The sequence below is a fragment of the Amycolatopsis sp. NPDC114504 genome (assembly GCF_055633595.1).
Genome location: NZ_JBVKDU010000003.1, coordinates 132,985 through 145,236, shown reverse-complemented (window position 1 = coordinate 145,236; position 12,252 = coordinate 132,985). Strand labels below are relative to the sequence as shown.

Below are 12,252 nucleotides of genomic sequence, written 5' to 3'. Positions count from 1 at the left end.
CGGTCCTGCGTGCGCGCACGGGCAGACCACTGTGGTGGGGGTCGGCTCGAGCGCGCGGTGTTACTCCCGGGTTCGCCGGGTCTTATGACGATAGTGTGAATTCGCTGTTATCGACATACGTCGTTGTCCCCGGGTGGGAAATGCCACGCTTACGTTGACGGGCCCCAGGGTAGTCCCATATGCCGGGCTGTTCCTCCCGAGTATCGGAAGATAGTGGCCTTGACCTGCGGAAACGTCTGTCTTAAGTGGTCTGGGGCACGTGTCGCGGCACCCGTGCGGGGTGGCAAGCTGAGTGCATGGCGGACTTGCCCGATGACTGATCGTTATCTCTCCGTGGCTCGTGAAGGGGTCCACGAGATCGAGATCAAGCGCTCGCGGTTCCTGTGCGCGCTGGCCCCGGTGACGTCGGAAGAGGCCGCGCGCGAGTTCATCGCGGGCCGCCGGAAGGCGGAACCGGGCGCGCGGCACCACTGTCACGCCTTCGTTTTGGGGCCGGATGGGCGAACCCGGCGGTCCAGTGACGACGGTGAGCCGGCGGGTACCGCGGGCACGCCGATGCTGGAGGTGCTCCGCCGCCGGGAGCTGACGGACACGGTCGCGGTGGTGACGCGCTACTTCGGCGGCGTGCTGCTCGGGGCGGGCGGGTTGATCCGCGCGTACGGTCAGTCCGTTTCGGACGCACTGGAAGTGGTTGGTGTACTAGAACACCGGCGTCTCAGGCTCGTCGAGGTGGCGGTGAGTTACGACCGCGCGGGCCGGCTGGAGAACGATCTGAGGGAGTCGCCGTACTTGATCCACGCGACCCGCTTCGACGCTCTCGCGCGTTTCGAGATCGGGCTGGCGCCGGGGGAGTGGCCGGCGTTCGAGAGCCGGCTCGCGGACCTGACGAACGGCGAAGCCTCGACGACCGAACTCGGCGAGACCTGGGTGGTCCACCGCCGCTGAGTGGTCCGGTCGCCGAACCGGTTGGCGCACAACGGACTTTCGGTGCTTCCGCGACAGGGTTCCGCCGTGGCACCATGTCGTGCCACCGAGTTCCGGTACCACTTCGATCGCCACAACGTCGTCGGCGCGGCTCGTCCCACGTTGACAACGTTGTCAGAAACGCTTGTCCGACAACGTTGTCGCCCGGCGGAAGCGTGCGACAAGGAGGGAAGGTTCCATGTCCGGACCACTCGCCAGACGGCTGCGCGGGGCGGCGCTCGCCGCGATCATCGCGGCCGGAGGGCTCGTCGCACTGCCCACCGCACCCGCCGGCGCGGCGACGCTGGCCCTTACGCAGTACGTGAATCCCTTCATCGGCACCGACAACAGCAACTCCCCGAACCCGGTGCCCGGCGGCGCCGGCGGCAGCACGTACCCGGGTGCGGCCGTGCCGTTCGGGATGACGCAGTTCAGCCCGGACACCCCGACCGGGTCGCCGTCCGGCTACCGCTACAGCGACACCAGCATCGAGGAGTTCAGCCTCACCCACTTCAACGGGGCGGGCTGCCCCAACAACGAAGACCTCGGCCTGCTGCCGATCACCGGTGCGATCGGCACCTCGCCGGGCACCGGCTGGACGGGTTACGCCGGCCGCTACACGAAAGCGAACGAGTCGGCCGCGCCCGGCTACTACAAGAACAAGCTCGACAACTACAACACGACCGTCGAACTGTCGGCCACCCAGCGGTCCGGCTTCATGAAGCTGACCTACCCCAACACGACGTCCGCGCGGCTGCTGGTCAACCCGGGCCGCAGCGCGACGGGCAACCGCAACGGATCGATCAGCATCAGCGGCAGCCAGCTCACCGGCTCGGCGACCGGCGGCGGCTTCTGCGGCTCGTCGAAGACGTACCAGATCTTCTACGTCATCCAGTTCGACCGCGCGCCCAGCGGCTTCGGCACCTGGCTCGGCGGCACGGTCTCGAACGGGTCCGCGAGCACCAGCGGCACGAACGCCGGCGGCTACGTCACCTTCGACACCTCGTCGAACACCACCGTGCAGGCGAAGGTCGGCATCTCGTTCGTCAGCCTGGCCAACGCGCAGGCGAACCTCGCCGCCGAGAACCCCGGCTTCGACTTCGCCGGGACCCGCGCGGCGGCCGACACGAGCTGGAACACGATCCTCAACCGCGTCCAGGTGACCGGGGGCGCGGCCGCGGACCTGCAGAAGTTCTACACGGCGCTGTACCACGTGTTCCAGAACCCGAACATCGCCAGCGACACCAACGGCCAGTACCGCGGGTTCGACCAGGCGATCCACACGGCGTCGCACACCGTCTACCAGAACTACTCCGGCTGGGACATCTACCGCTCGTGGGCCGCGCTGATCGGGCTGGTCGCGCCGGCGGAAGCCAGTGACATAGCCAAGTCCATGGTGCTCGACGGCCAGCAGGGCGGCCTGCTGCCCAAGTGGTCGCACAACAACAACGAGCACTTCGTGATGACCGGTGACCCCGGGCCGATCGTCGTCGGCAGCATGTACGCCTTCGGCGTCCGCGGATTCGACACGGCGGCGGCGCTGACGCTGATGGACAAGAGCTCCAACGGCGGCACCGCGCAGGGCGGCTCGATCCGCGGCCGCCAGTCCGGGTACGTCAGCCGGCACTACGTCACCGAGGACCCGTCGGACTCGCTCGAGTACTCGGCGTCGGACTTCGCGGTGGCGCAGTTCGCGAAGGCCGTCGGCGACACCACGAAGTACAACACGTACATGCAGCGCGCCCAGTGGTGGCAGAACGTCTTCGGCCCCGACTCCGGCTACATCCAGCCGCGCGGCAGCACCGGCACGTGGGCCTGGCCGGTCGTGCCGTCGAGCAACAGCGGCTACACCGAAGGCAACCCGTCGCAGTACACGTGGATGGTGCCCTACAACTACCAGGGCCTGATCAACCTGATGGGCGGCCCGAAGACCGCCGTCCAGCGGCTCGACCACCACTTCACCCAGCTCAACGGCGGCCTGACCCAGCCGTACTTCTACATCGGCAACGAGCCCGAGCACGGCGTGCCGTGGGCGTACAACTACGCCGCCCACCCGCAGGGCACCAGCTCGGCGGTGCGGCGCGTGATGAACGAGTCGTTCACCACCGGCGCGGGCGGCGAGCCCGGCAACGACGACCTCGGCGCGACGTCGGCGTGGTACGTCTTCGCCGCGCTGGGCATGTACCCGGCGACCCCGGGCGCGGACGTCCTCGCCCTGCACGGCCCGCTGTTCCCGTCCGTCTCGATCATCCGCCCGAGCGGCACGATCCAGATCAACGGAAGCGGCGCGGGCCAGGGATCGCAGTACGTGCAGAGCCTCAGCGTCAACGGCGTTGCGACGACCAAGTCGTGGATCCGCTACGGCGACATCGCGGGTGCGTCGACGCTGAACTACACGATGGGCTCGTCGGCGAGCGCGTGGGGCACGAACGCCTCCGACGTCCCGCCGTCGTACAACGACGGGTTCACGCCGCCGGCCACCGCGCCGGACCTCGGCACGAACCTGGCCCAGGGCAAGGCGGCCACGGGCTCGGCGGCGTGCGCGTCGTCCGAGAGCGCCGACAAGGCCGTCGACGGCAGCCTGGCGAACAACAGCAAGTTCTGCTCCACCGCGGCCACGAAGTTCCTCCAGGTGGACCTCGGGTCGGCGCAGAACGTGTCGTCGTTCGTGGTGAAGCACGCCGGCCTCGGCGGTGAGACGACCGGCTGGAACACCGGCGCGTTCACGATCCAGACGTCGACCGACGGTTCGACCTGGACGACGGTCGCGTCCGTGACCGGTTCGAGGGCCAGCCGCACGTACAGCCCGATCACGACCCGATCGGCCCGGTACGTGAAGCTGAACCTCACCACCCCGGCCAACGACGGCAACGGCGCGGCGCGGATCTACGAGTTCGAGGTCTACCGCTGACCCACCGGTCGTGAGTGGGAAACAGTGTTCTAACCCTGTTTCTCACTCACGACCGGCCGCGGCAGCCCACTCTTCGCGGGTGATCGCGTACTCGACCTCGCCGTGCTCCGAACCCGGGGCCGGGTCGTGGAAGTCTTCGAAGTACGTGCGGACGAACGTCATCCCCAGTTTCTCCATCACGCGGCGCGAAGCCTTGTTCACCACCATGGTCGCCGCCGTCACGCGGCGGACGCCCAGTTCGGTGAAGCCCTTGGCGAGCAGCGCCGCCGACCCTTCGGTTCCGTAGCCCTTGCCCCAGGCCCGCTGGTGCAGCCGGTACCCCAGCTCCGGCTCGTCCGGGGGATCGTGCGGGCGCGGGCGGAAATGGAACCACCCCAGAAAATCGCCGGTGCTCTTCTCGATCGCCGCCCAGAACCCGTAACCGGGGAAACGCTCGTAGTAACCGAGGAACGCGGGGAGATCCAGTGTGACGATCTCGGTGCGGTCCGCCGGCCGGCCCCCATTGAGGTACTTCATCACGGCCGGGTCGTCATAGAGCGCGAAGAGCGAGTCGGCGTCGTTCTCGGTGAACCGGCGCAAGATCAGCCGCTCGGTTTCGAGGAATACGTGCATCAGGTGATGCTGTCAGTGACCCCAGAGTGTGGCAAAACAATTACGCGGCGATGGCGAAGACCTCGCCCAGCGCCAGTGAGCCGGCCTCGGTCAGCACGGCGGGCACGCGGGTGCCGCACTTGCCGGGGCGGGCGGGTGCGATCAGGCCGAGCCGGGCCAGCCGGTGCACGGTGGACTGGTCGCAGCAGCTCAGGCCGTCGATGAACAGGTCGGGCTCGCAGCTGCAGCTGATCTCGGCGTGGCCCCCGGCCACGGCTCTCAATGTGGCCCGCTCCCGGTGGTTCAGTTCCGTTGTCATGGCGGTGCCTCCTTCCCGTCGTGCTCATTAGACCGCCCGACACCGACATTTTCCGCCTTTGAGGGTGCGAACCCGGGTATTTCAGGGGAACACTTAGGGGTGGCGTGTCGTCCACACCAGGGTTACCCCGGTGGGAGGGGTTCAAGCGTCGTCTTCCGGAGGTGCCGGAAAACGATCGACGTCCGGAAGCCGACGATCTCGCGGCGCAACGCCAGCCGGTCGGCGAGGAAAGCGTGCAGCCCGTCGATGTCCGGTGTCGTCACTTCGATCAGGAAATCGTCACTCCCCGCGGTCACGTAGACCGAAAGCACCTCCGGCAGGTCCGAGATCGAGCGCTGGAACTCGTCGATGACCGCCCGGCTCAACGGTCGCACCTGCGCCGCGATGAGCGCCCGGACGCCGCGGTTGAGGCTCGCCAGGTCGATGTCGGCGTGGTAGCCGCGGATGACGCCCCGCTCCCGCAGCAGCCGGACGCGTTCGAGGCACGTCGAGGGCGCGATGCCGACCTTCCGGGCGATGTCCCGGTTGGTCTGCCGGGCGTCCTCCTGCAGGTGGCGCACGATCGCCGAATCAAGTTCGTCCAGCACGGGGCCCTCCTCGGTTCCACCGAATTTAGTTCGGCGGACAGTCATCAGCGTCGATGTTCACCCTAACTTCGGTCGGCATGACCGCACATGAACAGCTCGTCGCCCGGCGTGGCCGTCGTTCCGGCGTCACCACGATGGTCGCGATCCACTCGAGCGCACTCGGCCCGGCCGTCGGCGGCTGCCGCATGAAGGCCTACGCCACGCCCGTCCAGGCCGTGGACGACGTCCTCCGCCTGTCCGCCGCGATGACGGCGAAGTGCGCCGTCGCGGGCCTCGCGTTCGGCGGCGGCAAGAGCGTCCTCGCGCTGGAGCCCGGCCGCGTCCTCTCGCCGGCGCAGCGCCGGGACGTCCTGCTCGACCACGCCGACCTGATCGCCGAGTTCGGCGGCACCTACCTGGCCGGCCCGGACGTCGGCACCGGCCCGGCCGACATGCTCGTGCTGCGCGAGGTCTCGGCGTTCGCGTTCTGCACGCCCGAGTCCGCGGGCGGCACCGGCTCCTCCAGCGGCCCGACCGCCGTCGGCGTGCTGGCCGCCCTGCGCGCGGCGGTCGGCTCCGCGGACATGACGGGGCGCCGGGTGGTGATCAGCGGCTACGGCTCCGTGGGCGCCCACCTCGCGGCGAGCCTGCACGCGGCCGGTGCCGACGTCGTCGTCTCCGACATCGACCCGGCGAAGCGCGCCGACGCCGAAAGCGGCGGGCTGACCTGGGCCGAGCCCGAGAAGGCGCTCACCTTGAGCGCCGATGTCGTCGTCCCGGCGGCGGTCGGCGGGGTGCTGAGCCCCGAGACGGTGGCCCGGCTCGACACCCCGCTGGTCGTCGGCCCGGCCAACAACCAGCTCACCGAGGACTCCGTCGCGGACGACCTGGCCGCCCGGGGCGTCCTGTGGGTCCCGGACTACGTCGCGAGCGCGGGCGGGATCGTCTACACGCTCTCGCGGGAAGCGGAGGGCCTGGACCACGAGGCCGCGCTCGCCCGCGTCGAGACGATCGGGAAGACCGTCGAAGACCTGCTGGACGCCGCGAAAGCCAACGCGACCACCCCGCTGCACGAGGCGGCCGCGCTGGCCGCGCGACGGCTCACTTCTGGTGCGGAGCCACGTACTCCTTGGCCTCCGGTGCCTCGAACAGTGGCTTGACGTACTTGACGCCGCCCTCGGCCGTGGCGTCCGGGGTGGCCGCGTACACCTGGCGCGTCGCCGGCGTCCCCGGCTTGGAGAAGTCGAGCGCCGCGACCAGGTCGTCCGTGCCGGCCGAGGTCGTCTGCTTCAGCGCCGCGGCGATGCCGTCGCGGGTGAGGTCCTTGTTGTCGCAGGCCTTCTTGAGCACCGCGCCCCACACTTCGCCGACCGCGTAGCCGTAGGGGACCCCGCCGTTGGGCGTCTCCTTGTAGGCGGCCTTGAACTTCGCCGCGACGTCCTTGGCCTTCGGCAGGTCGGCCGAGAACGGCACGCTGCTGGCGACGATCGTGAGCTTGTCCAGCGCGTTCGCCGCCGGGCTCTTCAGCAGCACCGGGTCGAACGTCGGGTTGTTGCCCAGCACCGGCACGTTCAGCCCGAGCGCCTTGTTCGCCGCGAGCGCGGACCCGGTCTGGGCGGGCGTGGTGGTCAGCGCGATCAGCTTCACCCCGGCGCCCTTGAGCCCGGTGACGACGTTCGTCAGGTCGCTGTCGGTCGAGGTGATCTTCACTTCCTTGACCGTCAGGTTGTGCTTCTTCGCGTAGAACTGCGAGCCCCGCAGGCCGTTCTTGCCGTACTCGCCGTCGATGTAGACGTGCGCGATCGTGTCGCCGTCCTTGAGCTGCCCCTGCTCCTGCAGGTACGCCAGGCCGTCGATGATCTCCAGGTCGTAGGTGGTGCCGACGATCATCACGTACGGGTTGTCGAGCAGCTCCGACGACCACGACGCGGGCGCGGCGACGGCCTTGTCGGTCGCCAGGTTCTGCTTCAGCGCGGCCACCACCGGCGAGCCGAGCAGCTGCACGAACCCGAGCACCTTCGGCTCGATCTGCGGGTACAGCGTCTTCGCGGTGTCGGCCTTGTAGCCGTGGTCGACCTCTTCGAGCTTCACCTGCCGGCCGCAGACGCCGCCGGCGGCGTTGAAGTCCTTGGCCCACAGCTCGTTGCCCTGGGTGACGCCGAGGCCGAGGTTCTTGAAGACGCCGGACTTGTCGGTCATCACGCCGAGCGTCACCTCGGTGGCCGTCACCCCCTTGCCGGTCTTGACGCCGGAGCTGTCCGGGCCCGACGAGCCCGCGTCGCCCGCTTTCGTGCTGCACGCCGAGAGCGCGAGGACGGCCGCCAGCGCCGCCGCCAGGTGTGTGCGTTTCATGATTCCTCCGCGGGTTGACGGGGTTGACGGCGAAAACGTCTTTGCGTGAGCCGGCGGCCGATCGCGGTCAGCCCGCCCGGTTCGAACAGGACGACGAGGATGATCGCGGCGCCGTAGACGAACGAGCTGACCAGGATCGGGGTCAGCGCGCCGTCGCCGGTGCCGGCGAACCAGCCGAGGTCGGCGGAGTACAGGGCGAGCACCTGCGGCAGGCCGTTGACGATCAACGCGCCGACCAGGGCGCCGGGCACCGAGCCGAGGCCGCCGATGATGACCATCGCGAGGTAGGCGATGGACACGTTGATGCCGTAGGTGCCGAACTCGCTCTCGTCCGGCTTGAGGATGTCGAACCACAGCACGGTCATCGCGCCGGCGAGCCCGCCGTAGGCCGACGAGACGGCGAACGCGCCCGCCTTGGCCCGCAGCACGCTGACGCCCATCACCGCGGCCGCGGCCTCGTTGTCGCGCACCGCCCGCCATGACCGGCCGACCCGGCCGCGCACGGCACCGCGCGCGATCACGAACGCGAGCGCGGTGAGCAGCAGGAACAGGTACCACGTGCGTTCGGCCTGCCGGATCGGGACGCCGAGCAGGGTGAGCTCGGGCCCGTCGTTGGTGAAGGGGAAGCCGAACAGCGAGAACGGCGCCGGCGCGCGCCCGGTGGACGTCCCGCCGGTGAGCTCCTCGGCGGACTGTCCGAAGTAGAGCCCGAGGAACACCAGGGCGAGGGAGGCGACGCCGAGGTAGATCCCGCGCAGCCGCCCGGCCACCGGCGCGAAGGCCAGGCCCAGCAGCGCCGAGACGACGACCGCGCCGACCAGGGCCAGGCCGGGGTCCAGGCCGAAGCCGACGACGCGGTCGTCGCCGGTCGGTCCGGAAAGGACGGTGTACGCCGTGCCGCCGGCGAGCAGGAAGAACGCGTGGGCCAGGGAAAGCTGCCCGGCCTGCCCGACCACCAGCGTCAGCCCGATCGCGCCGACCCCGCCGATCATCATGTACTGCCCGGCCTTGAGCCAGGCGGCGTCGAGGTAGAGCGGCAGGGCGAGCAGGACGACCAGCAGCGCGAGCCACGCGGCCCGGCGCACCAGCTTCCCCGCGTCACGGCGCTTCGGCGGCGCGGCTTCGGCGACCGGTGGTCTGTCCACTTCGGACACGGCGCTGTCAGACACGGGTTCGCTCCCTCGTGCCGAACAGCCCCGAGGGCCGCACCACCAGGACCACCAGCATCACGAGGAACACCGCGCTCTTCGAGAAGTCGAACGACACGTACTGCGCGGACAGCGCTTCCACGAGGCCGACGACCAGGCCGCCGACCACCGCGCCCGCCGTCGAGTCGAGGCCGCCGAGGATCGCGGCCGGGAACGCGGCCAGCGCGATCGAGTGCGTCCCGCGCGAAAGGCCGGCGCCGGAGAAGTCCTGCGTCGCGATGAACAGGACCGCCACCCCGGCCAGCAGCCCGGCGACCAGCCACGCGGTCGCGGTGACGCGGGAGCTGCGGATGCCCATCAGCGCGGCGGCTTCGCGGTTCTCCGCCTGCGCCCGCATGGCCACGCCCCAGTTCGAGTACTTGAAGGCCAGCCAGAACGCCGTGATGAGCACCGCGGCGACGCCGAGGGCGACCAGGTGCGTGCGGAACAGCGTGATCCCGCCGAGCTGGAACGGCTGTGCGTCCCAGGCGCCGCCGAGGAAGGGCAGCGTGACGCCGAGGCGGCGGACGATCTCCTCGGTGACGATCACGTCGACGCCGATGGTGAGCAGGGCCAGGCTGTTCGCGTCGGCGTGCCGGGAGCGCGACAGCAGCAGCCGCTCCACGACCAGGCCGAGCAGCCCGGCCGAGACGATGCCGACGAGCGACGCGCCCACCCAGCCCAGCGCGTCCCGCGTCACCACGACGAGGTAGCCGCCGAAGAGCACGAGCGAGCCGTGCGCGAAGTTGACCACCTCGGTGGCCTTGAAGATGATGACGAACCCCAGCGCGAGCAGCGCGAACACCGCGCCCTTGCCGAGGCCGTTCACCGTGAGCTGCAGGAATGTGTTCACGCCGCCTCCGTGCCCAGATAGGCCTTGATGACGTCCGGGTCGGCCTGGACCTGCGCCGGGGTGCCGTCGGCGATGCGGCGGCCGAAGTCGAGGACCGTGACCCGGTCGGCGATGCCCATCACCAGGCCCATGTCGTGCTCGACGAGCAGGATCGAGATGCCCAGCTCGGCGCGGATCCCGCTGATCGTGCCGGCCAGCTCCGCGGTCTCCGCCGCGTTCATCCCGGCCGCGGGCTCGTCGAGCAGCAGCAGGACCGGCTCGACGGCGAGCGCGCGGGCCAGGTCGACGCGCTTGACGACGCCGTAGGGCAGCGCGCCGACCGGTGCGTCGACGACGTCGCCGAGGCCGAGGAACGCGCAGATCTCCCGCGCGCGCTCGGCGTGCCGGCGTTCGGCGCGGACCGTCCACGGCAGCCGCAGCCCGACCTCGAGGAACCCGCCGCGGGTCAGCGCGTGGCGGCCGAGCAGCACGTTGTCGAGCACGGTGGAGCCGGCCGACAGCGCGGCGTTCTGGAACGACCGGCCGACGCCGAGCCCGGCGAGCTTGTGCGGCGCGAGCCCGGTGAGGTCGGTGTCGCCGAGCCGCACGCGGCCGTCGTCGGCCCGGTAGAGGCCGCTGATCACGTTGAAGCAGCTGGACTTCCCGGCGCCGTTCGGCCCGATCAGCGCGTGCAGCGAGCCGGGGGCGACGGTGAAGCTCACGCAGTCGAGGGCGCGGATCCCGCCGAACCGCAAGGAAACGCCCTCCACACACAGCTCCGGCGGCGTCATCCGGCCCACCTCGACAGCGTCCGGCCCGCGAGGTGCTCGCGCGCCCGTTCGGCCTCGGCGTCGGCGGTCTCCTGCGACTCGGCGTGGCCGCCGAGGTAGAGCCGCTGGACGTCCTGGCTCGCGGACAGCTCGGCGGCCGTCCCGGCGAGCGCGACCCGGCCGACCTCCAGCACTACGGCGTGGTCGGCGACGCCGAGCGCCATCACGGCGTTCTGCTCGACCAGCACCACGGCGGTGCCCTGCTCGTGGATCTCGCGGATGGTCCGGGCGATCTGCGCGACGATCTTCGGCGCCAGCCCGAGCGACGGTTCGTCGAGCAGCAGCAGCCGCGGCGCGGACATCAGTGCCCGCCCGATGGCCAGCATCTGCTGCTCACCGCCGGACAGCAGGCCGGCGCGTTGCTTGGCGCGTTCGGTCAGCACCGGGAACAGCTCGTCGACGCGCTCGCGTGCCTCCGTTCGTTCGGCGGCGGTCCGAGCCCCGATGCCGCCGGCGCGCAGGTTCTCCTCGACGGTCATCCGCGCGAAGACCTGCCGCCCCTCGGGTACGCCGACGACGCCGAGCCGGACGATCCGGGCGGGGTCGAGCTTGCCGAGCGCGTGGCCGTCGTAGCGGATCTCGCCGTCTTCGATGGCGCCCCGGTGCATGCGGAGGGTGCCGGAGACGGCTCTGAGCAGGGTGGACTTGCCGGCGCCGTTGCTGCCGAGCACGGCGAGGACGCCGTCGGCGGAGACGTCGAGGTCGACACCGTGCAGGGCGGCCGTCGACCGGCCGTACCGCACCCGCAGACCACGCACGGTCAGCACGGACTCACTCCTGGACGCACGACGCCTCCTCCACTCGTGTGACGTGAGTCACCGTCGGTGGCGGTCATCCTGCGGTGGGGTCGGGTCCTCGGACACCCCCACGTGGAGAGGTAACCGGCTACAAAACGGACACGGCGGCTTCCCGCAGCGCCTCGAACACGGCGGGTGAGGTGGTGTGCTCACCGAGGCGGACCGGCTTGCGGTCGCCGTGGAAGTCGCTGGAGCCCGTCGCGAGCAAACCGAGTCCGGCGGCCACCTCCCGCAGCCGCGTGCGGACCTCGGGGGCCTGCTCCGGGTGGTCGGCCTCGAGCCCGGTCAGCCCGGCCGACGCGAGCGCGGCCAGCTGCGCGTCGCTGACCTCCGCGCGGCGTTTCACCGACCGCGGGTGCGCCAGCACGGTCACGCCGCCGGCCGCGCGGACCAGCCCGATCGCGTCCACTGTGGACAGGACGTGCTTCGGGACGTCGGCCCGGCCGCCGTCGACGATCCAGTCGGGGGTGAAGGCATCGGCGATGCCGACGGCGGCGAGGGCCGCGGCGATGTGTGGCCGGCCGAGCGGCGCTCCCGCGGCGATCGCCTCGACCTGCGCCAGGGTGATCGGCGCACCCAGCTCCCGGCAGCGCTCGACCATCCGCACGGCGCGGCGCGTGCGATCGGTGCGGATCAGCTCCAGCTCGGCGGCCAGCGGCGCGTACCCGGGATCGGCGAAGTAGCCGAGCAGGTGCACCTCGGCGTCGTCGAGCCGGCAGGAGATCTCGACGCCGGGCACGATCTCGATGTCCGAGGCGGCGGTGGCGGCTTCCAGCCCGGCGAAGGTGTCGTGGTCGGTGAGGGCGAGCACGGTAAGCCCGGCCTCGGCGGCCAGCCGGGGGAGTTCCGCGGGCGGCGTCGTCCCGTCCGAGGCCGTGCTGTGCGCGTGCAGGTCGATGGTCAC

12 protein-coding genes are annotated in these 12,252 nt (G+C 70.6%); 3 read left to right on the top strand and 9 right to left on the bottom strand.

Annotation, left to right across the window (positions count from 1 at the left end):
* Nucleotides 1–312: 312 nt before the first annotated feature.
* Both ACZ7PG_RS22010 and ACZ7PG_RS22005 read left to right on the top strand, forming a co-directional pair.
* Entirely contained in the window at nt 313–945 is a 633-nt protein-coding gene (locus tag ACZ7PG_RS22010) for a YigZ family protein (protein WP_470240961.1), read from the top strand.
* 217 nt (nt 946–1,162) lie between these two features.
* Complete coding sequence (locus tag ACZ7PG_RS22005) at nt 1,163–3,874, top strand: GH92 family glycosyl hydrolase (protein WP_470240960.1); 2,712 nt, start codon at nt 1,163–1,165, stop codon at nt 3,872–3,874.
* A 42-nt stretch (nt 3,875–3,916) separates the two neighbouring features.
* Here ACZ7PG_RS22005 and ACZ7PG_RS22000 read toward each other — a convergent pair whose 3' ends face one another.
* The 3 genes from ACZ7PG_RS22000 to ACZ7PG_RS21990 all read right to left on the bottom strand — a co-directional run bounded on the left by ACZ7PG_RS22000 (nt 3,917) and on the right by ACZ7PG_RS21990 (nt 5,368).
* A complete protein-coding gene (locus ACZ7PG_RS22000) occupies nt 3,917–4,486 on the bottom strand; it encodes a GNAT family N-acetyltransferase (RefSeq protein WP_470240959.1) in 570 nt (189 codons plus the stop codon).
* Nucleotides 4,487–4,526: 40 nt separating this feature from the next.
* On the bottom strand, nt 4,527–4,784 hold the full coding sequence (locus tag ACZ7PG_RS21995; protein ID WP_470240958.1) for a hypothetical protein: 258 nt from the start codon (nt 4,782–4,784) through the stop codon (nt 4,527–4,529).
* A gap of 122 nt (nt 4,785–4,906) precedes the next feature.
* Nucleotides 4,907–5,368: an Lrp/AsnC family transcriptional regulator gene (locus ACZ7PG_RS21990; protein WP_470242370.1), complete on the bottom strand. Its 462-nt coding sequence runs from the start codon at nt 5,366–5,368 to the stop codon at nt 4,907–4,909.
* 80 nt (nt 5,369–5,448) lie between these two features.
* Here ACZ7PG_RS21990 and ACZ7PG_RS21985 point away from each other — a divergent pair, with 80 nt between their 5' ends.
* Nucleotides 5,449–6,510, top strand: coding sequence for a Glu/Leu/Phe/Val dehydrogenase dimerization domain-containing protein (locus ACZ7PG_RS21985; protein WP_470240957.1), 1,062 nt, complete (start codon nt 5,449–5,451; stop codon nt 6,508–6,510).
* Here ACZ7PG_RS21985 and ACZ7PG_RS21980 read toward each other — a convergent pair.
* The 6 genes from ACZ7PG_RS21980 to ACZ7PG_RS21955 all read right to left on the bottom strand — a co-directional run bounded on the left by ACZ7PG_RS21980 (nt 6,452) and on the right by ACZ7PG_RS21955 (nt 12,252).
* Nucleotides 6,452–7,702, bottom strand: coding sequence for an ABC transporter substrate-binding protein (locus ACZ7PG_RS21980; RefSeq protein WP_470240956.1), 1,251 nt, complete (start codon nt 7,700–7,702; stop codon nt 6,452–6,454). The two genes, ACZ7PG_RS21985 and ACZ7PG_RS21980, sit on opposite strands and share 59 nt — an antisense overlap.
* Nucleotides 7,699–8,871, bottom strand: coding sequence for a branched-chain amino acid ABC transporter permease (locus tag ACZ7PG_RS21975; protein WP_470240955.1), 1,173 nt, complete (start codon nt 8,869–8,871; stop codon nt 7,699–7,701). The genes ACZ7PG_RS21980 and ACZ7PG_RS21975 overlap by 4 nt, the downstream gene beginning before the upstream one ends.
* Complete coding sequence (locus ACZ7PG_RS21970; RefSeq protein WP_364379875.1) at nt 8,864–9,742, bottom strand: branched-chain amino acid ABC transporter permease; 879 nt, start codon at nt 9,740–9,742, stop codon at nt 8,864–8,866. Before ACZ7PG_RS21970 ends, ACZ7PG_RS21975 begins: the two co-directional genes overlap by 8 nt.
* Nucleotides 9,739–10,512 (bottom strand): ABC transporter ATP-binding protein, encoded by a 774-nt coding sequence (locus ACZ7PG_RS21965; protein ID WP_470240954.1) that lies wholly within the window; start codon nt 10,510–10,512, stop codon nt 9,739–9,741. Before ACZ7PG_RS21965 ends, ACZ7PG_RS21970 begins: the two co-directional genes overlap by 4 nt.
* The gene (locus tag ACZ7PG_RS21960; RefSeq protein WP_470240953.1) at nt 10,509–11,318 is read right to left on the bottom strand and encodes an ABC transporter ATP-binding protein; all 810 of its coding nucleotides are present in this window, start codon (nt 11,316–11,318) and stop codon (nt 10,509–10,511) included. Before ACZ7PG_RS21960 ends, ACZ7PG_RS21965 begins: the two co-directional genes overlap by 4 nt.
* 118 nt (nt 11,319–11,436) lie before the next feature.
* A complete protein-coding gene (locus ACZ7PG_RS21955; RefSeq protein WP_470240952.1) occupies nt 11,437–12,252 on the bottom strand; it encodes a PHP domain-containing protein in 816 nt (271 codons plus the stop codon).